The organism is Bacillus sp. sid0103, from assembly GCF_019219025.1.
The window spans coordinates 55,689-78,963 of the sequence record NZ_JAHUWN010000029.1 but is presented as its reverse complement, the minus strand read 5'-3'; the positions used below and the strand labels follow the sequence as shown (position 1 = coordinate 78,963).

20 protein-coding genes and 1 pseudogene are annotated in these 23,275 nt (G+C 35.0%); 14 read left to right on the top strand and 7 right to left on the bottom strand.

Translation table 11 applies throughout. The annotated features are described in order from the left end of the window. Positions 1-309 precede the first annotated feature (309 nt). On the top strand, positions 310-888 hold the full coding sequence (locus KW850_RS25830) for an HNH endonuclease (RefSeq protein ID WP_256358455.1): 579 nt from the start codon (positions 310-312) through the stop codon (positions 886-888). A 274-nt stretch (positions 889-1,162) separates the two neighbouring features. Next, positions 1,163-1,585 carry a hypothetical protein gene (locus KW850_RS25825; RefSeq protein WP_218350622.1) on the top strand — a complete coding sequence of 141 codons (423 nt, stop codon included), beginning with the start codon at positions 1,163-1,165 and terminating at the stop codon, positions 1,583-1,585. 302 nt (positions 1,586-1,887) lie between these two features. Here KW850_RS25825 and istB (KW850_RS25820) read toward each other — a convergent pair whose 3' ends face one another. Continuing rightward, the gene (gene istB / locus KW850_RS25820) at positions 1,888-2,646 is read right to left on the bottom strand and encodes an IS21-like element helper ATPase IstB (RefSeq protein ID WP_098934696.1); all 759 of its coding nucleotides are present in this window, start codon (positions 2,644-2,646) and stop codon (positions 1,888-1,890) included. Continuing rightward, positions 2,643-4,172 carry an IS21 family transposase gene (istA, locus tag KW850_RS25815; protein ID WP_218350621.1) on the bottom strand — a complete coding sequence of 510 codons (1,530 nt, stop codon included), beginning with the start codon at positions 4,170-4,172 and terminating at the stop codon, positions 2,643-2,645. The genes istB (KW850_RS25820) and istA (KW850_RS25815) overlap by 4 nt, the downstream gene beginning before the upstream one ends. Positions 4,173-4,429: 257 nt before the next feature. Between istA (KW850_RS25815) and KW850_RS25810 the strand changes: the two genes are divergently transcribed. From KW850_RS25810 to tcuA, 4 genes are all read left to right on the top strand, one after another. Next, the gene (locus KW850_RS25810; RefSeq protein WP_218350620.1) at positions 4,430-4,924 is read left to right on the top strand and encodes a cysteine hydrolase family protein; all 495 of its coding nucleotides are present in this window, start codon (positions 4,430-4,432) and stop codon (positions 4,922-4,924) included. A 1,253-nt stretch (positions 4,925-6,177) separates the two neighbouring features. Next, on the top strand, positions 6,178-7,419 hold the full coding sequence (locus KW850_RS25805) for an LOG family protein (RefSeq protein WP_218350619.1): 1,242 nt from the start codon (positions 6,178-6,180) through the stop codon (positions 7,417-7,419). Positions 7,420-7,928: 509 nt separating this feature from the next. Next, the gene (locus KW850_RS25800; RefSeq protein WP_218350618.1) at positions 7,929-8,549 is read left to right on the top strand and encodes a recombinase family protein; all 621 of its coding nucleotides are present in this window, start codon (positions 7,929-7,931) and stop codon (positions 8,547-8,549) included. Between the two features lie 411 nt (positions 8,550-8,960). Continuing rightward, positions 8,961-10,475: an FAD-dependent tricarballylate dehydrogenase TcuA gene (gene tcuA / locus KW850_RS25795; RefSeq protein ID WP_218350629.1), complete on the top strand. Its 1,515-nt coding sequence runs from the start codon at positions 8,961-8,963 to the stop codon at positions 10,473-10,475. Positions 10,476-10,553: 78 nt separating this feature from the next. Here the strand turns inward: tcuA and KW850_RS25790 are convergent, their stop codons facing one another. Next, positions 10,554-11,417: a LysR family transcriptional regulator gene (locus tag KW850_RS25790; RefSeq protein ID WP_218350617.1), complete on the bottom strand. Its 864-nt coding sequence runs from the start codon at positions 11,415-11,417 to the stop codon at positions 10,554-10,556. 147 nt (positions 11,418-11,564) lie between these two features. On the opposite strand from KW850_RS25790, the gene KW850_RS25785 reads away from it, so the two are divergent. Then, positions 11,565-12,707, top strand: a complete 1,143-nt coding sequence (locus tag KW850_RS25785) for an AbrB family transcriptional regulator (protein WP_218350616.1) — start codon at positions 11,565-11,567, stop codon at positions 12,705-12,707. 61 nt (positions 12,708-12,768) lie between these two features. Beyond that, a complete protein-coding gene (gene yyaC, locus KW850_RS25780; RefSeq protein WP_308128852.1) occupies positions 12,769-13,371 on the top strand; it encodes a spore protease YyaC in 603 nt (200 codons plus the stop codon). 126 nt (positions 13,372-13,497) lie between these two features. Here the strand turns inward: yyaC and KW850_RS25775 are convergent, their stop codons facing one another. Together KW850_RS25775 and KW850_RS25770 are read right to left on the bottom strand one after the other, a co-directional pair. Beyond that, positions 13,498-14,808, bottom strand: coding sequence for a CitMHS family transporter (locus KW850_RS25775; protein WP_218350627.1), 1,311 nt, complete (start codon positions 14,806-14,808; stop codon positions 13,498-13,500). A gap of 208 nt (positions 14,809-15,016) precedes the next feature. Next, complete coding sequence (locus tag KW850_RS25770) at positions 15,017-15,895, bottom strand: LysR family transcriptional regulator (RefSeq protein WP_218350615.1); 879 nt, start codon at positions 15,893-15,895, stop codon at positions 15,017-15,019. A 146-nt stretch (positions 15,896-16,041) separates the two neighbouring features. Between KW850_RS25770 and KW850_RS25765 the strand changes: the two genes are divergently transcribed. Together KW850_RS25765 and KW850_RS25760 are read left to right on the top strand one after the other, a co-directional pair. Next, positions 16,042-17,169, top strand: coding sequence for a 2-methylaconitate cis-trans isomerase PrpF family protein (locus KW850_RS25765; protein WP_218350614.1), 1,128 nt, complete (start codon positions 16,042-16,044; stop codon positions 17,167-17,169). A 28-nt stretch (positions 17,170-17,197) separates the two neighbouring features. Continuing rightward, positions 17,198-17,344, top strand: coding sequence for a hypothetical protein (locus tag KW850_RS25760; protein ID WP_168244391.1), 147 nt, complete (start codon positions 17,198-17,200; stop codon positions 17,342-17,344). An 89-nt stretch (positions 17,345-17,433) separates the two neighbouring features. On the opposite strand, the pseudogene KW850_RS25755 reads toward KW850_RS25760, so the two are convergent. Together KW850_RS25755 and KW850_RS25750 are read right to left on the bottom strand one after the other, a co-directional pair. Beyond that, a pseudogene (locus KW850_RS25755) lies at positions 17,434-17,775 on the bottom strand (DEAD/DEAH box helicase family protein); the annotation flags it as partial. Between the two features lie 244 nt (positions 17,776-18,019). Then, positions 18,020-18,469, bottom strand: a complete 450-nt coding sequence (locus KW850_RS25750) for a S1 domain-containing RNA-binding protein (RefSeq protein ID WP_218350613.1) — start codon at positions 18,467-18,469, stop codon at positions 18,020-18,022. Between the two features lie 242 nt (positions 18,470-18,711). Between KW850_RS25750 and KW850_RS25745 the strand changes: the two genes are divergently transcribed. The 4 genes from KW850_RS25745 (at position 18,712) to KW850_RS25730 (ending at position 22,977) form a co-directional block, all read left to right on the top strand. Then, positions 18,712-19,125: a DUF262 domain-containing protein gene (locus KW850_RS25745; protein ID WP_308128851.1), complete on the top strand. Its 414-nt coding sequence runs from the start codon at positions 18,712-18,714 to the stop codon at positions 19,123-19,125. Positions 19,126-19,225: 100 nt separating this feature from the next. After that, on the top strand, positions 19,226-20,476 hold the full coding sequence (gene istA / locus KW850_RS25740; RefSeq protein ID WP_218350612.1) for an IS21 family transposase: 1,251 nt from the start codon (positions 19,226-19,228) through the stop codon (positions 20,474-20,476). Then, positions 20,473-21,231: an IS21-like element helper ATPase IstB gene (gene istB / locus KW850_RS25735; protein WP_218350611.1), complete on the top strand. Its 759-nt coding sequence runs from the start codon at positions 20,473-20,475 to the stop codon at positions 21,229-21,231. Before istA (KW850_RS25740) ends, istB (KW850_RS25735) begins: the two co-directional genes overlap by 4 nt. Before the next feature lie 33 nt (positions 21,232-21,264). Beyond that, positions 21,265-22,977 carry a DUF262 and DUF1524 domain-containing protein gene (locus tag KW850_RS25730; RefSeq protein WP_218350626.1) on the top strand — a complete coding sequence of 571 codons (1,713 nt, stop codon included), beginning with the start codon at positions 21,265-21,267 and terminating at the stop codon, positions 22,975-22,977. The last annotated feature ends 298 nt before the right edge of the window (positions 22,978-23,275 follow it).

The following is a 23,275-nucleotide window of genomic DNA, read 5'->3' as shown; positions in this document are numbered from 1 at the left end:
GAAGTGTTGATGATTAATTTGAATTGGATTAGTTGGAACGCCGTATGAGGTGAAAGTCTCATGTACGGTGTGAACGGGGGGAAAAGGGAGCGATAACTTCAAACCCTTACCTATCTGTATGAAGAAGGAATTGTAATATACTGTTATAAAAAGGTTAAAGACCGGAGGGTATTTATTGAATAAAATTATATCTGAATAGAAAATCACCTTTTGATACAGTTAAAGAGATTAAATCTGTTCAATCTTGTCTTCTCGCAGATTTACCCTCCTTCTTATTGTTGAGGGAAAATTTCCCTAAGGATGTGACATATGGATATACAAACTTTTTATAAAATAAAAGAAATTACATCTGTTGGTGTATGGAAAGAAGTTGAAGGTTGTCCGAATTACATGATAAATACTGATGGCGATGTATTAAATATAACTAATGGTAAACTAATGACACATCATATTAACACTAATGGGTATAAGTATGTTGCCTTAAGAGTTAATTATAAACCTAAACAGCTATTAGTTCATCGACTGGTCGCAATAGCATTTATACCTAATCCTGATAATAAATCTATTGTTAACCATATAGATTCTGACCGATTAAATCCAAAAAAAAGTAATTTAGAATGGGTTACTCACAAAGAGAATTCAGACCATATGGTTAATAGTTTTCGTTGTCCTAATCAAACTATGACAATTTTGTTAGATAAGATGGGGAATGAGATATGTGTTTTCCCATCCCATAGTCGATGTATAACATACATATATAACCGATTTCGCATTGAACATGGATACGATGAGGGTGAGGCAATAGTTGAGGATATAGAATTCTACACTGAGTTATCTCATGTAATAAGAGACGGAAAAGTAGCTTTACGCTATAAACTTAGTTTCTAAGAAAACAGACCCCGTTACTAAACAAGTAATTCCGTTTTGGAGTACAAAAACTAAAATTGCCATATAAAACAGCACTACAAAAAGTACAAATCTCATAAAAACAGCACCACTCATAGCACTGGTTTTAGTATACTGCAAGTGCTGTTTAGAATAGAGTTTGTGAAGAAATATACTTAAACTAACGGGTGCGATTGTTTAATAAGACCATCGTTCTTTTGCTATCAACCTGAATAATGGATAGGGATTGGTGAAATTGTAAATCTGAGGTGATGTAATGCTTACAGTTAAGAATGCTGAAAGTTATCTTAAACATAAGATTGGTGATGATACCAATGATATAAAAAATGTTTGGGAAGCATTTAAAGCTTTTTCTACAGAGGAGGTTGAGGGAGAACAAGAAAAAGAAATTTTATTTCAATGTGGTGTCTATAAGTTTACTGGAGAAAAACTATTTCATTTTGATTTTATACGTCAGTTTACTGTTTATGAAGAAGATGATTATTCTCATATGGAACAGTTACACTGTGAATTTTTATTTAAACCTACAAATGAATTAAAAAAGTTAAAGGTAGAAGAATGGTCAATGGATTATGATAATATAGATAATTTTTTTAATCATATTGAAAGTCTTCAGGAGTTTAAAATACCAATAAATTTGAAACCGTTAAAATCAGAAATATATCAAGAAGAAATATAATCCTTATTGCGTTAACGGGTGCTTTTGTTCAGGATGATGATCGCTGCAGCGGTCATTTTTTTCTTGTTGAACTAACTGGTAAGCTCTTACTCGAAACTTTTACTAAATCATCTTCAGTTAATAAACGAGTGGTACCATCCAAATCATCACACCTGTATTTGTCAATATTAATTTGAGCCAGAGTGATCACTTCAAAAGTGAGCCACTTCATTCTGAGTTATTTCCATATTTGGAGGGGGATTGGGAGTTTAGGGTATCTTGCCCCTCGAGGCAAGATACCTTAAACTCCTCGCGCGCCCAGACTACTGGTCGCTATCATCCCTTTGTTTCATACTTTGTCTAAATCGATACGATTCTCCATTTAGGAGGAGGATATGGGCCCTATGGGTTAGTCGGTCTAGTAGGGCTGCGGTCATTTTTTCATCTCCAAATATAGAGGTCCATTCCGTAAATTCTAAATTCGTAGTTATCATGACGCTAGCTCGTTCGTAGCGGCCGGCAAAGAATTGGAACAAGAGCTCAGAACCAATTTTCGTGAATGGCACGTAGCCGAGTTCGTCTATGATGATCAGATCAAATTTGAGCCATCTCTTCTCCAATGCACCTAGCTTGTGTTCTTCATTTGCCAAAAGTAATTCTTCTACTAATTCTGCAGCCGAGATAAACTTAACCTTATAGCCATTTTTAATCATTTCAAGGCCGAGCCCCATTGCCAGATGCGATTTTCCCGTCCCACTGTTTCCTAAAAATATTATGTTCTCCTTCTTCTCCACAAAATCTCCCTTTGATAGAGTCAGAAATCGATTTCGGTTTAGACTTGGCATCAAACTAAAATCATAGCTATCTAGTGTTTTCTGGACTGGAAAAGCAGCTTGTTTAAGCCTTCTTTGTCTTTGGTTTTCTTCTCTAGCCTCTGATTCTGCTTCTAATAAAGCCAATAGAAATTCCTCATAACTCAAGTTACGATCCTCAGCCTCTCTTGCGAGAGAACGGTATTGTGCAGCGATAGTCGGAATCCGTAGTTGTTTAGTAAGGTGGTCTAAAAGTAATTCAGTTGTCATTTCCTAGTGCCTCCTGTTAATTGACCGTACTGTTCTATATTGGATTTATTCACTTTGTAATCTAGAAGATTGACTGGTGTTTTATCCGTAGGAAGAGTACTGATTGGTATGTGCTGGTTTGTAAGCCTTTGTATGATTTCATGGACTTTCTCATATCGGAAAACTTGCGTTGTCTCTGCTTCCAATAAGGCTTTCGTTAAATTATCCATACCAATATTACGATGGAGGAGGAGAAGTCGAATGAACTTCCTATCACCTACAGATCCTTCCTGCTCGCGCATTTTCAAATGGAATCTCTTGAATACATCAGGGATTTCAGTGGATTGGAATGCGTGAGCATCCCGGATTGCCCGAGGTTTTTTTAGTAATACTTCCAGGTAATGATCAAGAACTGTAATCATCTGATTACGTTCATAAGAACGAATATGTTCTGCGATCACATGGTTTTGAGCCACAACGATTACACGATCGACAAAAATTTTTGCCCATACAGCTTGACCAGCATAGCTGCAGGGTACAGAATAACGATTTGTTTCCACTGTAATAAGGGAAGTTTTATTAACTTTGCACGATAGAAGCTTACAAGCTTCAAACCTGATTGTAGGAAGAGGATGAAGATACTCTTTTTCTTTCTCCCACATTTCAAGGACAGTCTCTGATTTATTAGGGACGTGAGTCCTTCCAGCTTCCTTTAAACACCACTCTTGTAGATATTCGTTTAGTTCATTCATAGATTGAACCTCAGGGCGAGGCACCAAAGCATTCCGTCTTACATATCCAACTGTGCCTTCGACACGACCTTTTTCGTTGCCACTTGCTGGATTACAAAATTCAGCTTTAAACACATAATGATCCTGGAGTCCTATAAAGGCCTCTTGTTCTAGACGATCTCTGCCTTGTAGGATTTTTAGTACCGCAGTTTTTAGATTATCAAGTAGACCTTCTGTTGGAACTCCTCCTAAGAACTCAAACGCATGAACGAAGCCATCCAGGAATGCTTCTTGTTTTGCATGAAGATATGCTCGCACAAACCGCATACGACTTGCGGAAAGTTGAACGCAGAAGAGGTTAATGCGTTGTGTTCGACCCTGTAGAATGATATCCGCCTCTCCCCAGTCGAATTGGAATTGGTGGCCGAGTTGAAAATCAAGTGGTATATATACTTCCTGAATTTGTTGCCTGCGTTTGGCTACTATTTTACGAATGTTGGAGGCAGAGCCTTTAAAATCATATTCATCTTGTAACCTATTAAAAATTTTGATAGCTGTGTGCTTTTGTTTTTTCCAGCTTTTCATGTCATCTTCTAGCCATTGATCAATAATGGGAATAACTCGTTTCGTCTCTGGTGAATACTCTTTAGTCCCATATACTTTTTTTCGATGGACTGTTGTTGGAGCTGTATCTTCTTTAAGATATTTACTTACAGTGTTTCTTGAAATCCCAAGTTTTGTCGCAATTTGCCTTTGAGATAAACCTTCAACCTCTTTTAAAAATTTGATATTATGAAATTGAGCCATTTCGATCATCCTTTTCGTCCTCTCATATGAAGTTAGTTTGGTCACTTCCTATCATAAGAGAGGTTAATAGAATTGGAAATCATGTGGCTCATTTTTAATGTGATCAAAATATATAAAAGTGGCTCAAATTTAAATTATCAAAAACAACACCCTTAAAGAATTTTCGGTGCATCTTTTTTCACTTGAAAAGATAAGTCGAACATAAGAAAAATTTTATGATATCGTTAAGTAGATAAATTATTAAAAAAGGTATGAGGAGAATAATTATGGAAAATAAAGCATTAATAATTATTGACTTGCAAATTGGTGTTCAGCCTGAAAATGTTCCACTTTATAACTTAGAGAATGTATTAAATGGGGTTAATCAAAGAATACGTTTATTTAGAGAAGAAAACAATCCTATAATTTTTGTTCAACATAATGATAGTGATCTGGTTCTTAGTTCTCCAGAATGGAAACTATTTCCTGAACTAGATGCTAGAGATACAGATATCTATATCAACAAAACACATGCAAACTCATTTTACAAGACTGATTTGAATGAACAACTAAGGAAATTAAATATTAATAAACTTGAAATTTGTGGCGCACAAACTGAATATTGTGTTGATACAACTATCAGAATGGCTCATGGATTAGGATATAAATTATTTATGAAAAAAGGTTTAACTACTACCCTTAACAGTGAACTTCTAGGAGCTAAAACAATCATTGAGCATCATGAGAATCTTTGGAATAATAGATTTTTAACATTTTTATAGAATTGCTTATATAAGATGAGTCGTCCTAAACAATTAACCTGCTCCGAGGGAGATAAAATAATTTTGGTATTTTAATTAATGGTTCACTCCAGCTAATGGATGCCAATTAGATTAGAATAATGATCTTCCACAATGGGGGTCATTTCTGTATCAAGAAATTTTTAGTTATTCCAGAATCTGGCCCTTATATATAGTATCCGTTTCAAAACATTGATATGGTGCACCCTTTATCATTGTTTATATGTATCCATAGAATAGGTGTTTAAGGACTTGACTTGGAGCCTCTGTGGGTACGATTTGTCTTGAAAGGCTGAAGCTAAGATTTCATCAGGCAGACGAGCCTATCATACCCACCTCTCCAAGTAAAGTCCTATCGTTGTTTACGTTGAAAACTATAATAACTTACTATATATAATGCTTCTACACAGATACAAATTTAGCAATTTTCGTTTCTTTACTTACGTTGAATACGGTGGAAAATCATACTACATATAAGGGCGCGTTTGTGGAACAAGTAGGAAAAGGGTGATACATATTATTCGTATTTATGTATAACCCTTTATTTTTTATGACTTTTTACAATTTAGGTCTTGATAATTAACCATTTCCTTTATAAAAATTTTATTAATGCATCAAATGTGTAGCTGTATATCAAATATATCCCCAGTCCAACCAAAACTCCTACTTTGCTTCTGCCCCCCTTACGTGAAAGTTCTTTAATTTCATCCAAATAATTAAGTTTCAAATCACTAACACGTTCAATAGCTTTTTTATTAAACCTCTTACAAAAAACGGTCGTTTTTGGTTAATTTAAAAGTAGATTTTTCATTGCTATTTTTTGATCTGTTTTTCTATCACCGAAAGTAAAACCAAAAACAAATAACCGAAATCATACTCTGATAACTGTTTTTGGTATAGATTCATAGACCAAACACACATTATTTACAATATTTGTATTAACGTATAAAATCTGCGTTTTGACGTCATGACCCCATATAAAGTTGCTTTAGGCACATCATTGAGCTTCACAATGTCTTTCACACTTAATCCATTCGTTTTTCGACTATTATATTTGTCACCATCACTTGATCTCCAGGTCTCACATATTCTATACTTTCAATTTGTACCCAATACTGAATAATAATGAAAAGCTTAGTCAAACTAACAAAAGGAAAATACTGGACAAATCCAATATGACATGCAAGCGCGTAATTCGTAAAAGAAATGAATCGAGTAAGGGAGGTTGTTCCTAGATGAATGAAATTGAATTGTATGGCACGATCTTTTATGAGCCTGCTACAAACCAATGGAAGGGATCAGGTACGGGTTGGTGGATTGAGAAGACGGATGAGAATGTGGCAAAGATTACGTTTGAGGAGCCAATTACATTTGATCCGAGGTTACCATCAAAAACAAATAACTATAGTCTTTCCATCAGTAATATCAATGAAAATGGTGATGTGGATACCTATAATGTAGACGAAGACGGCTTTATTATGATTTTGAAGAATTATTCAAATGAAACTTGCATGGCTTCCTTTCATGTGGTCGGAACCAAAGTCTGTTTTGTACCGAATGACAGGGCTCTCGTTACGGAAGAAAGCGTGGCTGACATCTATGCAGCAGAGCTTTTATTTAGTTATGAAGCAAAGTATGGAGTTATTACACTGATGGGTTCCGGAACTATATCGTGCAAAAAAATCGCAGAGGAAAAGTTAGATACCCTAAGTACCCATGAAAAGAAAATTAAGGATCAGCTGGAGAATCAAGAGGACCCATTCTGCAGGAAGCTGCTTCAGCACAAATTGGACATGACAAAGCTCAGGATGGACCGACATAAAAGAATCATCGAAAAAAGTACAAAGTATTGGGATTCTGCTTTTAAGTTCGGGGAGTTATGGGGACATTATTCTGCAAATCAACAGGAAAAGGCACTAGGCGGATGTTATGTACCACTTTGTACAGGCGGAGGTCCTGGAATCATGCAGGCAGCAGCCCAAGGAGCAAGAAACCAGGATGCCCATGTCATTGGGATCGACTGTCAATTTGGTATTGACAACTTTTTCAATTTAAAGGATACATACTCTGTCACCTCGAATCAGCGGCTGAGAATGAATAATTTCTCAATCAGGGAGGGTGTTCTCATTAATTATTCCCATGTCATCCTGTTCTGGCCTGGAGGATTTGGTACGGCATGGGAAGTTTACGAAACCCTATCAAAAATTCAAACCAATCACCTTCGAAGACATCGAACCAAGGCCATTTTTGTCCATGCTGAGTATTGGCAGCCCCTTTTCAATTGTATCAACCATATGCGTGAGCATGGTGCGATTAACAGCTATGGGGACCGTATTAAGATACCTGGTATAGACGATCAATTACCAGATGAGGCCTATCTTGCAGAAGTCGCCAATGGTCCGGAGGAGGCCTTCGAAAAAGCACGTGCGTTTGTCGAAGAGCTATATCGAAAAAATCAATTAACATTAAAGGCGTAGATTCCAAAAAGCTTCATTTACTAATTATGAATAAAGTAGGGAAGCCTTGAGAAAGGTTTTCCTACTTTATTCAATTCCCTATATATTGTAGCAGGCGAAACCCCGTTAGGTTCTTCACTTTTCTTAAAAGTCATTCTTTAAGAATGATAGCAGCAATTGCCTAACTTAATTTTTCCGATTAACATTTGGTCTTCCACATTTATCACATCAGCTCTGGTTGCCTTCAGGTTAGCCATCTTTCGTTCACCAATGATGTCACGTTCAAATTTTTCCGTGCTGATAACATCTAAAAGTTTATATGGGAAAGATAATTTTTAAGTTTTTTTCACTTTAAATACGTTCGAAATAGTACACTTTTACGAACGGGTATTTTTTGTTCAAAAACGTCCATTTTTAACGTCCATAAAAGTTAAAAAATAATTTACGGACGTTCACTAGTTCTATTATACTTTTACGAACGTATTATAGTAGAATAAGAGAAAAGAGCAATCAAAATGAGGGAGACTAAAGTGGACGTTCGAAAGTTTGGATACATACGAGTCAGCAGCAAAGATCAAAATGAATTACGACAACTTGAAGCAATGAAGGAAAAAGGGATAGATGAACGTGACATCTTCATGGACAAACAAAGTGGAAAAGATTTCAAGAGAGTTCAATATCAATTACTCAAGCGTATCTTACGGAAAGGGGATGTACTCTATATTCATTCGCTTGATCGTTTTGGTCGGAATAAAGAGGAAATTTTACAAGAATGGAATGACATTACGAAAAATATCCAAGCTGATATTGTGGTATTGGATATGCCTTTATTGGATACCACTCAATTTAAAGACAGTCTAGGTACCTTCATTGCCGATCTAGTTTTACAAATTCTATCTTGGATGGCAGAAGACGAACGCAATCGAATTCGAAAACGGCAGCGTGAAGGCATTAATGTTGCAAAGAAAAATGGCGTAGCTTTTGGCAGACCGAAATCTATCATTACAGAAGAGTTTAAACGAGCTTATCATCGATGGAAAACGGGAGAGATTACAGCTGTGAAAGCGATGCAAGAAATAGGGGTTAAAAAGACAACATTTTATAAGTTAGTTAAGGAGTACGAAATAGAATTGAAAAGTATCATTCTATAATAGAAGGAACTCTACAAAAATTGCCTTTACTCATCAGGAAAAAAGGCTACTTATCTGTTCTATGAAGAGTGTAATTCATTTTCAAACAAAATTTATTTAAATGAAATAAAGCTATCTTTATGAAGAGTAATTGGTTAAGTATCTTTGTATATTCTTCAACAAACAGGCTAGATAACGGCATAACATCTTTAAAGAAAATTGGATATCTATGTTACACCTTTAGAAGAGATTTTAAGTCTCTGTAACTACTTTAATCAAGATAACCTTACGTGTATTCCGTAACGTTTATTTCTTCTTTTTCCCCTTCTTCAAAGGCAAGACATAAATATTATTTATGGAATACAATCAAATAACGATATTTTATTAATCTCTGTTTATACCATACTATTAAGTTAAGGAAACACATGACTAATAGGAGGGGTAAACGTGGATAAACGAAATTATGATGTAGTTGTAGTTGGGGCAGGGAATGCAGCTTTGTGTGCAGCGATTGCGGCAAAGGAAAATGGTGCTGAAGTAATTGTTTTAGAGCGCGGTCCCGTAGAAAAGCGCGGAGGAAATTCATTTTTTACAGATGGAGCGATACGTGTTGCTTACAATAATTTAGAAAACATTAGGAGAATAATACCTGATATAACGGATGAAGAAGCAGAAAAGATTGTAATGCCTGAATACACTCAATCTGACTTTTATAATGATCTAATGCGAGTAACAGAGGGAAATAGTGATCCTGTACTAGCAAATCAGCTTATTGCAAAATCTTATGAAACACTTTCATGGATGAATAATCATGGAATTAAATTTGAATTAAATTACGAAAATCAATCCTTCGAACAAGATGGTAGACGTCATTTTTGGGGCGGACTTCCAATAAAAACTGAAGATAAGGGCGTTGGTTTAATAAAAAGGCTCTTTGATAGAGCAGAAAAAATCGGGATTGATATCTGGTATGATTCACGGGCAATCGAGTTAGTAACTGATAATGAAAATATTACTGGTATTAAAATAGAACAAAACGAGAAATTGACTACAATCAATACGTCTAGTGTAATTTTAGCTTGTGGTAGTTTTGAAGCGAACAAAAAAATGAGAAGTGAACATCTAGGAGAAGAATGGGAATCCGCGATTGTGAGAGGGACTGAATATAATACTGGAGACGGAATAACTATGGCTTTAGCAGTCGGTGCGCAAAAATATGGTGAGTGGAATGGCTGTCATTCGATTGGGACAGATTATAATGCTCCTAAGTTTGGTGACTTTAACAAGCCTGGTGATATATTTAAAAAATCTTCATTTCCTCTTGGTCTTTTGATTAATAATGAGGGAAATAGATTTGTAGACGAAGGGGCAGATTTTCGGAACTACACATATGCAAAATATGGTCGCGAAGTATTAAAACAGCCTGGTCATTCTGCTTTCCAACTTTTTGATGCTCAAGTACGTCCGATGCTTAGGAAGGAATATAATCTAGAAGAAGCCACTTATTATAAAGCTGATAGTCTTGAAGAATTAGCAGAATTGATGTCAGTTGATAAAGAACAATTTTTAAAAACGATAACTGAATTTAATGCGGTAGTTCAAGAAGGAGACTATAATCCAACAGTGAAGGACGGCAAAGGAACAGTTGAAATTAATCCGCCAAAAACAAACTGGGCATTACGAATCGACCAAGCTCCTTTTTATGCATATCCAGTTACTTGTGGTATTACCTTTGCTTTTGGCGGATTACATGTAAATCCAGAAGGAGAGGTCTTAAACCAAGAAGGCAGACCTATAGCAGGGTTATTCGCAGCTGGTGAAATGGTTGGTGGCATCTTCTACAAAAATTATCCAGGTGGGTCAGGATTAATGTCAGGAGCCGTTTTTGGAAAATTAGCTGGTACATCAGCTACCAATTATTCTAGAGAAAAGATAAGTATTTCATAAATCACAATAAAAAGCATCTGCCATGCCTCAGGCAGATGCTTTTGTTAAATGTAAAGACTGTACTTTAATGTTTAACTGCTACCCTTTAAATTCATTTTCCATAAACTCAACAAAAGCCTTAACAATGTTTAATTCTAATGAATCTTTGTGGTAGAACATCCATGTCTTACGGACAATGGGGTTGCCGTCAATAGTTGTAATATCCGTTTTATAAACATTATTAACATCATTTAAAATCATGTTTGGTAAGATTGCATAGCCTAATCCATTAACAACCATTTTTTTGCAAGTATCCACTTTATCGACTTCTATACTGACAAGCGGTGGTTGGGTGAAATGTTCAGACCACCAATTATCGATGGAATTCTTCAACAGTGAGTCAGTATGATAATCGATTCTTGGCAAGTTAGGGAGGTTATGTATATCTATTTTTTCTTTAGAAGCTATACAAATGGTCTCTTCAAATAATAAATGTTTATGATCTTTCCAGTTGAAATCTCCTTTAACAATACCAATATGGACATCTTGATTGTAAATTAAATGGGCGATGTGACTGCTAAAGCCAGTCGTTACTTTGAATTCAATAGTAGGATAACGTTCTTTGAATAGCTTTAATAGGTTAGGAAGTATGTAATCAGTAAAAAAGGTAGAGACACCTAATCTTAATGTTCCTGCTACTTTTTCCTCCATATTAAGAACATTTTCCTTGATTTTTTGTATGTTTAAAAGCATTTCATGTGCACTTTTCGCTAAATACTCTCCTTGTGGGGTAAATTGAACTCCACGTCGGCCTCGATTAACAATTTTTACCCCAAATTCCTTTTCTAATTGCTGTAAGCGGTTTGTCAAAGCTGGTTGAGAAATATACAAATGTTGAGCAGCCTTTGTAATGTTTTTTTCTTTATAGAGGGTTTGTAATACCATCCAATCTCGTTCATCCATTACTTATAACCACCATTTCTACCATTAATATAATTTATGGATAATAATAATATTTTAATATTTTAATTATTTCTGAAATTATACTATATTTGGTTCAACAAGCAAAGATGACAAAATCACTTCATCTTAATGAAAGAAGGATCATGAATGGAAAAACATAAACATTTTTTTCAATTTGTTTGGTTTGTAATAGTAAGTGGGATAGGTGGATTTTTCCTCGCGTTAACAGATCTCCCGATTGGATGGATGATTGGGACACTCCTCACGGCAGCTTCTCTTTCTATCCTTCGTCCGAATTTTTTGCATTTACCTCATACTCAAAATGGAATACCAAAATATTGGTTATACATTGGGCAATGTATCTTAGGAATTGAATTAGGCCAGAAAGTGAATACCTCTGTTCTATCCATTTTTAAAGAAAATTGGTCAACGATTATCATCATGCTTCTTTTATCAATCTTTTTTTCTTTACTATCAGGTCTTCTTTTATGGAAGTTCAGTAAATTGGATATGTTAACAAGTTTTTTTGCTACTGCACCTGGTGGACTGTCATCAATCCCTGTTATTGCAGAAGAAGTTGGCGCAAATACTGGTGTTGTAAGTATCATTCAGGCAATGCGTGTCTTTTTAGTTATCATTACGATCCCTTTCATGATTTCTTTCTTGTTCGGCCATACTGAGGTTCATGTCTATCACCATGCAGTTGCGGCGACAGAATCATCATCAACATTTGAAGGAGCGCAACTTGCTTTGACCATTTTATTTGTGTTTATAGCGTGGATTGGCTATCATATCGGGAAATTTTTGAAGTTTCCAGCTCCATGGCTGATTGGAGGGATGATTAGTGTTGCGGCAGTTAAATCCTCTGGATCTGTACTTATTGGATTTGATCTTGTAGCTTGGTGGCCCCATAGTTTAATTATCATATCGCAAATTTTTATTGGGGCAAGCATTGGCTCGCGTTTTAATAAAAATATGTTTATCGGATTAAACCGAACTTTGTTCATTTCATTTTTAGGGACAATCGGCTTAATTGTAACTGTGTTTATCTGTGCGTACGTTGTATCAATTTTTACTAATATAACATTTCTGACTGCAGGTTTAGCATTTGCACCTGGTGGAATTGCAGAGATGACAACAACAGCTCTCGTTTTGAATGGTGACGCTACATTTGTCGTAGCGGTTCAAGTGCTCAGGGTCGTCACTGTCTGTATTACCCTTCCTCCTTTTTTTCGATTTTTAAAATACCTAGAAGTCAAAAAGAAATCTCACACTAATCTATCCGCATAGGTTTTAGGGTATAATGATTTTATCAGCTATGTGCCGGGAAATAAATTTAAGGGTGATGGTCGTGTGTCCTTTTTATTATGAAAAAGAAAAAAAGAATGAAGAAGCCATTTCATATTATGTAAAATCAAATGAAAAAACGGAAGAAAAAGATAGTGAATTATTAGCATTTAATATAAGAGAAATAATTCACCAATCATCACCAGAGGTTCACGATATTGTCTTTTTATGCATAGGTTCGGACCGATATGTGGGTGATTCATTAGGTCCATTAGTAGGAACGATGCTAAAAGAACACCAAGTTCCTTTTCGTGTATATGGAACATTGGAAGAACCTGTACATGCATTTAACTTAAAAGGAATATTGAAGGAGATCAATAAACAATTTAAAAAGCCGTTAGTTATTAGTATCGATGCCTCCATCGGTACTAAAGAACAAGTTGGTCATGTGATGTTTAAAGAAGGACCTTTAACTCCTGGGAAAGCCCTTGAAAAGATGCTCCCAGAAGTAGGAGATTACCATTTCGTTGGGTTTGTGAATTATATAGATCCTTTACCAACTTCTCAATTTTTAAATGACACCCGCTTATATACGGTTATGAATCTTGCAAAAACAATTGTAAAAGTAATTACTAAAATTAGGGTAAATGATGATAAAGAGCGTTAGAAAATATCTTTTTTTGTTTCATATATTGATAAAAAATAGAGCCTTCCCGAATCGGTTTCGTAACTAATTTGGGAGGCTCTATTTTTATTATCGAATCTATTGGAGATCTAACAATGAAATGAAGTATTAGCTGATTGCACTTGTTAAAAAGGCAACAGCAATAATGACTAAAGAACAAAGAAGAGTCCATTTAAACGCATAACGTTGAAATTCTCCGATATCTGTTTTCACCATCCCTACTAATAAAAGAGTGGATGCTACAAGCGGGCTTAGAAAATGTACAGGTTGCCCTAATACAGATGCTCTTGCAATTTCTAAAGGACTTACCCCATAGGCCGCTCCTGCTTCCGCTAGAATTGGTAAAACTCCAAAGTAATAAGCGTCGTTGGATAATACGAAAGTAAATGGCATGCTAGTTAGGGCAACGACAAGTGGGAAGAAGGAACCTACAGATTCTGGAATGATTGATACTAATGCATGTGAAATAGCATCTACCATTTTTGTTCCAGAAAAAATTCCTGAGAAGATACCGGCAGCAAACACTAGAATAACAACTGTTAAAGCATTTCCTGAGTGTGACAAAATACGTTCTTTTTGCTGCTCAAAATTTGGATAGTTAATCATGGCCGCGAGTACAAATCCAATTAGAAATAAGATTGGAGCTGAAATTAACCCCATGACCAAAACTACCATGATCGCTATTGTTAAAATAAAGTTTACCCATCTTAATTTAGGGCGCTTAATATCCTCTTGTAGGGCATAAGCGGCAGCTGCTTCACTTAATTGTAATGATTGTTGTGGAATTTCCTCAACATTGATCACACCAATTCTTGCTCTTTCCTTTTTTCCAAGAACAAAAGCGACAAAAAGAATACATCCCATTCCTGATAACATTGTAGGTAATAGTGGGAGGAAAAATTCATTCGAATCAAGGCCTAAAGAAGCAACGGCTCTTGTAGCTGGTCCTCCCCAAGGCGTCATCCCACTCATGATACTGACAGAGAGTAAAGAAATAGTTGCGAGAATAAGAGGGTTCATACCAATTCGAAGATAAAGCGCTAACATAGCAGAAATGGTAATCATGTGAGTTGTCGTTCCATCGCCATCTAATGCTACTGTCATAGCAATAATTGCGGTTCCGATCGCGATTTTAACTGGATCACCCTTCACTAATTTCATCATGTTATTGATTAATGGATCAAATAAGCCTGCATCAATTAAAATTCCGAAAAATAAAATCGCAAACAGGAGTAAGGCAGCTGAAGGAGCAACCTCTTTTAAACCATCTAGCATCATACCACCGAGCTCTAAGCCAAATCCACCAATTACTGCAAAAACTATTGGTACAATGACAAGTGCTGTAACTGGAGATAATTTTTTTGCCATAATCAGATAAGTAAATAAGACAACCATTGAAATTCCTAAAAAAGTAAGAATATGAATCCCCTCCCATAAAAGAAATCGCTTACAATTAACTAAAATTTGATTACTGCAAATATTGAGAAAACTGTTTCAAGAAATATTTCTTAGTTTTACAATATAACACTCGTATAAATAAGTAAAATATATAATTTTTATCTAATTTCTAAAAAAAAACTTATAATCCATATAATAAAAAGAGGAATATTTCTCATTCCTCTCTAAATTAGCTATTTTTTGTTAAAGAATTTGAATGTTCATTTAAAAAATCTATGAAACTTTTTACAGTAGAAAGCTTTAATGAATCCTGATTATACATTAACCATGTATATCTATAAACTGGTTCACTATCCTTATAGGATAGTTCGTAGATTTGTAGGTTATCTGAAGGTTCTAGACAAATTTGAGGTACGATCGCAATACCCAGATCGTTTTTGACCATTTCTTTACATGTTTCTAGTCGGTCCGTTTCCATCATAATAAACGGTGGTTCTGAGTATCGGTCATGCCACCAGCCATTGATAGAAGATTTTAGAGAACTATCTGTTTTGTAATTAATTAATGGAAGTTTAGGTAAATTCGCCATATTTATTTCCTTTTTAGAAATTAAACATAGCTTTTCTTTATGTAATAATGCTTTTTTTCCATACCATTCGTAATCTCCACGTAGTATGCCTAATTGCACAGTATCGGTATTAAGAAGATTTAAAATATTAGTACTCCAACCTGTATTGATGTTAAATTGTACATTTGGGAATTTAGTTGAAAACTTTTTTAATATCCTTGGTAACTTATATTGTGCAAAGTTACTTGAAACTCCAATTCTTAACGTTCCTCTTACCTCATCTTGCATATTGATCATATTGTCTTTTGTTGACTGCAGCTTTTTGATCATTTCTTCAGCATACTCTACTAAATGCAAGCCTTCTGAAGTAAACTCAATGCCTCCTTTTATTCTAAAAAATAATCTTGTTCCAAACACCGTTTCTAAATTTTTAAGTCTGTAAGTTAATGCCGGTTGGGAGATATATAAACGTTCTGATGCACGGCTAATATTTTTCTCTTGAAATAAAATTCGAATCGCATTCCAGTCTTTTTCATCCATAAGTTCATCCCCAATCAACTGATTATAAGTTTTTTTTTGTATTTTTCTAATAAAATATCTATTTTACTTATGATATCACATAACTTACTATATTTTTAAAAGCACCGATACTTTTTGAAAGGTGAATAAGAAAAGGGGTTTTTTAGATGAAAGTGCCTGTTGTTGTGATGCGTGGAGGAACTAGCAAAGGAGTGTTTTTTAATTTTGATGATATGCCATCAGATCGTTCGCTTTGGGATGAATTTATGTTGGATATAATGGGAAGTCCAGATAGCAGACAAATTGACGGACTTGGTGGGGCCAATTCATTAACGAGTAAAGCAGCAATTATCAAAAAGTCGGGTTTTGAAGGTATTGACGTAGAATACACCTTCGCACAAGTTAGTATTGAAAATCAATTGGTTGATTTCAAAGGAAACTGCGGAAATATTTCTTCTGCGGTAGGTCCATATGCAATTGAACAAGGTCTAGTACCAGCAATTGAGCCAATTACAACTGTTAGAATCTTTAATACAAATACTCAAAAAGTAATCATTTCTGAGGTAGAGGTTGAGGACGGTCAAGTAAAAACAGATGGAATGTGTTCAATTCCAGGTGTTCCAGGAACAGGTTCTCCTATCTATCTATCATTCACTAATGCGGAAGGTGCAGTAACAGGAAAACTATTTCCAACCGGAAACTCTATTGATGTCATTCAAATACCTAGAGGTCCGATAAATGTATCGATAATTGATGTTGCTAATCCATTAGTTTTTATTCATGCACATGATGTTGGCCTTAAAGGGACTGAACTTCCTCATGAATTTACACCAGAAAAACTAACTGAATTAGAAGAAATCAGATCGATTGCAGCCGAAATGTGCCAATTTGCTACGAAAGAAGAAGCAACAAAAAAATCACCTGCTGTTCCTAAATTAACGATTATTGCTCCTCCTATGGATTATATTGATGTAACAGGAGTGGAGAGAAAAACTGAAAATATGGACTGTATAATAAGAATGATGTCTATGCAAAAACCACATCAAGCACTTGCGATTACAGGTGCGATCTGTACAACTGCAGGTGCATTTTTAAATGATACAATCTTATCCGATACTATTAATGTAAAACAAGAAGTTATCCGATTAGCACATCCTGCTGGAATCATGGAAACAAAGGTTGATTTAATTGCTGGAAATATTACCGCAATTAAGGTAGTACGAACAGCACGTGTAATTTTGGAAGGATATGCATATACAAAGAAAAATTACGAGTATATATCTAAGTTAGCGTAAATTATATATAAAGTTGGAGGAACTTGTCGTGTGGGTCATTACTCTTTATTTAAATGAAAATTTAAAGATGTACGAATTTAATACTGAAGAAGAGGCGAAGGAAGCTTTTAGAAATATTAAAGGTGACAAGATTCTTTCTGAAATTGTTTATTATAATGATCCTTGTTTGGTATAAATCCTTATTACTGCCAATCACTCACTTTGAATTGTAATTGAATATATAACCGTTGTGTTGGTACACTACGGTTATTTTTATTTTCGTAAAGTTTGACTATCCAGATCTTGACGGTCTATCAAGAAAAAGACCTTTTTAATGTGTTCTTCATTAGAAAGAATTTCACTTGCCTTAAACGACGTAAGAGTTTTCCCAGATCCAGTCGTGTGCCAGATATAGCCGTTATTGTTTGTTTCGAATGCTCGTTGAACGAGCTCTTCTACTGCGTAGATTTGGTATGGACGCATCACCATCAGCAATTTTTCTGTATCATTTTAAATCATGTAGCGTGCAATCATCTTTGCAATATGGCATTTTTCCAAGAAGGCAGACGTGAAATTTTGTAGGTTTGTAATGATGTTGTTTTCTTTATCCGACCAAAAAAATGTGTATCCGGTATTTAATAATGTAATAAATAATGATGAATGTTAGTGATACTTCAATGAGATGCCCCATGTAATAACTCAACATATAATATACATTATACGCTAATTTTTACCTTATTTATGTTACATCTGTAACCGCCTGATACCTTTGAACGCTTTTTGCTAATTTGGTTTGAGTTACATTAAAGAAGGCAAGCCAATTACAGGCTTGCCTTTATCTATATAATGAAGCATTAAAAAACGCAACAAGTTATCCGCGTCTTCCGCCTCTACCGCCTTGTTTTGCTCCAGTGTTTCGATTAAGGGTAGATAAATTCTCTTCACTCGTCTTTAAAAAACGAGCCATTTTATCTTCAAAACTTTCCTTTGGTTTGAAATTTCCCTTTGGACGAAAGTCTTTGGAACGGTTATCAGATCTTCCAGAGCGTGGTGGGCGTTGTGAATAAGAAGAGTTTTGTCCTTCGGGTCTATCGATAGCTTTTTTGATGGACAAGGAAGTTTTTCCATCTTTCATACTAATCACTTTTACTTCAACCTGGTCGCCTACTTTGAGATGGTCATTCACATCTTTTACATAGCTATCCGCGACTTCACTGATATGCACAAGTCCTGTTGATCCATCCGGTAAGTCTACGAATGCTCCAAAATTAGTGATCCCTGTTACTTTACCTTGTAACTTGCTGCCTACTTCAACTGACATAAAAATAATGTTCCCCCTCAATAATGTTAAAAACACTTTATTATAACAAACTATTGAAGGAAAAAATATAAACTGGAGCTATTCGATTTTTGAACGGTAATAGGTAGAAGGCAGGGCCATTGCCTTTGTCTAGGCAAAAGATTTACTTGGTTAATTCATTTGAAGATAAGCACCAAATAATCCCAAAGGTTTGTTACAATAGGCTTAGTAGTTAGTTTTAGATATAGAAGGGTGATACATTAGTGAAAGCATCTGAAACGAATTTTTTAAAATTTCTCCAAGGTACGAAACAATTTATTATCCCGATTTATCAACGAAAATATAGTTGGACCATTGAGCAATGCAAACAACTTTGGAACGATATTGTAAGAGCATCCAATGATGAAAATATTAAAGGACATTTTGTCGGTTCAATTGTTTATATTGAAAAAGGCTTATATCAAATCTCTGCTGTTCCGCAATTACTTGTCATTGACGGGCAACAACGTATGACCACTCTTACCTTGTTGTTGCTTGCTTTAGGAAAAGCGATTAATGACAGTGGACAAACATTTGATATAACAAGACGGAAAATTATGAATTACTATTTAGTTAATAATGATGAGGAAGACGAGCTTTATTATAAGCTCTTATTGACACAAGTAGATAAAGTGTGAAAAACGGTGTTAAAATCCCCAATATAAACGGTTAAAAATTCCCCAAAAATAACGGATAATTGTCTCGATACATCAAAATTTTTTTGAGTGGAGAGACAACATGTTAAAGGATGGGGAATTTTTTATGATCAGAGAGTTACATCAGAAAGGATGGACTCAAACTGCAATTTCAGAAGAAACTGGGTTCGATAGAAAGACCATTAGGAAGTACATAAACCAGAATCAACTTCCTAAAAGAAAGGGGGATAAAAAAAGTAAAGGAAGCAAATTAGATAACTATAAAGAGTATTTGTTAAAGAGACTTAAAGAAGGAACCACAAATTGTGTAGTTTTGTTAGAAGAGATACAGGGAATGGGCTATGATGGCCAAATGACAATACTAAGGGAGTTTATTAGTCCCTTTCGTGAAAAACCTAATAAGCAGTCAAGTATCCGTTTTGAAACTCCTCCAGGTAAACAAGCTCAAATGGATTGGGGTGAATTAGGAGAACACGAGATTGACGGTAAGAAACAGAAACTTTATGTATTCGTCATCGTCCTTGGATATTCAAGAATGAAATACATGGAGATTACAACAACAATGAACATGGAACAACTGATGAAGTGTCACATGAATGCTTTCTCGTATTTTAATGGTGTTCCATCACAAATTCTTTATGACAACATGAAGACTGTAGTGATTAAGCATAGCCCGACTGAAATTAGATTCAATAGAAAATTTGAGGAGTTTTTAGCTTACTATGGCATTGTTCCAAAAGCTTGTAAACCAGCTCGTCCTCAATCTAAAGGTAAAGTGGAAAGTGCAGTTGGATATGTGAAGAAAAATTTTATGCATCGAAAGTTGGAGCCATCCCTAGTTAAGATGAATGAGAGTCTAATAGAATGGTTGGACAAAATAGCTAATAAGAAGCCTAATCAAACAACCAAGGAATCACCGTTTGAACGGTTTGAAGTGGAACAAGAGAAATTACTAAATTGGAACCAACGCCCTCTATTCCCAATGAGTAGATGGACAACTACTAGAGTTGACCAACAGGGTTATATCTCTTACGAGAATAAACTGTACTCTGTCCCCTACCGTTATAAGGGAGCAGAAGTGAAGATTAAAGAGACTTTAGAACACCATATCGAAGTTTACTATGAACTAGATTGTATTGCGACACATCCAATGATCAATGGGAATACCAAATCAATCGCTCAATTGAAACATTACAAAGAAAATAAAAAAGAAGAGACGAAAGTGACACCTAAAGGTTTGGCGACCGGTCACAATCCTCTCTCTGGTCCAAAAGTGGAACAACGTTCCCTCTTGGTGTATGAAGAACAGTCAAAGGTTGGTGAATATGAATGAACACTGACCTTCTAACTGAACGTCTTAAAAGTGTAGGTTTTCATTTAACCTCAAATCGAATGGAAGGCATTTTAGAGGATGCCTCTAAAGATAATGTATCATATTCTGACTTTCTTAACATCGTTTTATTACAAGAAATTGAAAGTAAAGAGAGACAAAACCTTGAAAGACGGCTTAAAAAATCTAAACTACCATTTTATAAAAAAATTGAGGACTTTGATTTTGAATTTCAAACAAGCGTCAATGAACGTAGAGTAAAAGAGGTAATGACTTGTCGTTTCATCCAAAATGGAGAAAACATCTTACTCCTGGGTCCGCCAGGAGTAGGGAAAACTCACCTAGCAATAGGTCTAACAATTGAAGCAATAGAACAAGGAAATACAGCCTATTACACCAGATGTGATGATTTTATTTTATCTTGTAAAAAGGCTGAGCAGCGTGGAACTACTGCCCGCCTAGTTAATAAATTGTGTGTTCCTGAAGTATTAATTATTGACGAAATGGGTTATTTTCCATTTGATGAGCTTAGTGCTAATCTATTGTTTCAAATCATTTCAAAAAGGTATGAGCATGGATCTATAATCATTACGTCCAATAAATCCTATGTTGAATGGGAGAAAATATTTGGAGATGATGTTTTAGCTACGGCCGTTCTCGATCGTTTATTGCACCATTCAATAACGTTTAATATTAAAGGACAATCATATAGGTTAAGAGAAAAACAACGGGCTGGCGTTCAACCAATACAAGGTTGAACGCTGAAATTGGGGATTTTTTAACCGTTGGAAATGGGGAAAAATAAACCGTTGTTGACAAAAGAAACACTTATCGGCCTAATCAATGAGAAAGAAGTTCCAGAGGAATATTCTCAAAGAGTCTATGAAAATTACCAATTCTTTTTGGACAGTATTAAAAAAAGTGGAATTGATCTCAATTTGCTTTATCGAGGTATATCAAAACTAATCGTTGTAGATATATCACTCGATAGAGACCATGATAATCCGCAACTCATTTTTGAAAGTTTAAATTCGACAGGTCTTGATTTGTCCCAAGCTGATTTAATCCGTAATTTTGTTTTAATGAAACTGGAACCAAAGGAACAAGAAATACTATATAAAAATTATTGGTATCCAATGGAAAAGGGATTTGGTCATATAAACGATCCTTCCTTATTTGATAAATTTATGCGTGATTATTTAACGGTAAAGACAGGGCGTATTCCAAATATAAGAAATGTTTATTCTGACTTTAAGGAATATGTTCTTCAACAGAAAGAAGTCTCAATTGAAGAGATATTGAAAGACATTTATAAGTGTTCTAAATACTTTGTGAATTTAATGTTTCAAACTGATAAGGATAAGGAAATTAATCAAATTTTAGAAGATGTTAATACATTAAAGGTAGATGTATCATACCCATTTCTTCTTGAAGTCTATGATGATTATTCCAATCAAAAGATAACTAAAAATGAGTTTACTGCCATTTTAAAATTGGTTGAGTCCTATGTGTTCCGTAGAGCTATATGTGGAGTACCAACAAACTCACTAAATAAAACATTTGCCACATTTAGCAAAGAAATAAACAAAGAAAATTATCTAGAAAGTGTCCAAGTCGTTTTGAGCTTAAAAGATTCTTATAAGCGGTTTCCAAACAACGAGGAATTTGTTAGAGAACTTACGGTAAAAGATGTTTATAACTTTAGGAACCGAAACTACTTATTGAGGAAGTTAGAAAACTACAATCGGAAAGAAATTGTTGATATAGAAAGCTATACAATCGAACACATAATGCCTCAAAATAAAAACTTATCTACCGAGTGGCGAAAAGACCTCGGCGAAAATTGGGAAGAAGTTCAGATGATTCATCTCCATACTTTAGGGAATTTGACGTTGACAAGATATAATTCCGAATTGAGTGATAAACCATTTAAAGCAAAAAGGGATATGGATGGTGGTTTTGCTGATAGTCCGTTACGATTAAATAAATGGCTAAGTCAGCTGGAAGTTTGGAATGAACAAGAAATTATCAATAGAGGTAAGAGACTTTCTGAACAGGCAATTTTAGTTTGGAGTTATCCGGAGCTGCCTGTAGATGTGGTAGCAAAATATAATAAAAGGGCTAATGAGAGTGAGAATGTAATTTATACAAGTAATGATTTTCCTGATTTAACTGGGAATATGTTAGAACTTTTTGAGGAGCTTAGAAAAAGGATTTGCAACCTTGATAGTTCAGTAAGGGAAGAATTTAAAAAACTTTATATTGCTTATAAAACAACAACAAATTTTGTTGATGTAGTACCACAAAAGAGCAGATTACGATTAAGTCTAAATATGGCTTTTAATGAGATACATGATCCAAAGGGAATATGTAAAGATGTTACTAATTTAGGAAGATGGGGGAATGGTGATGTGGAGATAGGTATTTCCACGTTCATGGAGATAGATGATGTTATGTACCTGATCAAACAGTCTTTTAATAAGCATCGGGGTGAAGATCAGTAAAATATACTTCTCTATTAACTTAATTCCAAGGTATCAAAAGAAATAGGATGTACTGGATAGTCTTAAAAGACTTTCCAGTATTTTTATTCGAATTGGATAAATACCTGATTCACTTATGGAAAACATCCGTTCTTCTCGAGGTATGTGCCGTGGTGAATTTTTAGATGCTTTAAAGCCGGATCAATGCTTAACAACCTGGCAGCCTTAAGGCTGCGAATTTTCTTCAGAAATTAGAACTTTAAAGATCTAGAACAAGTACATAAATAACTTATTTAGGAAGGCAGCACTACGGACTAAT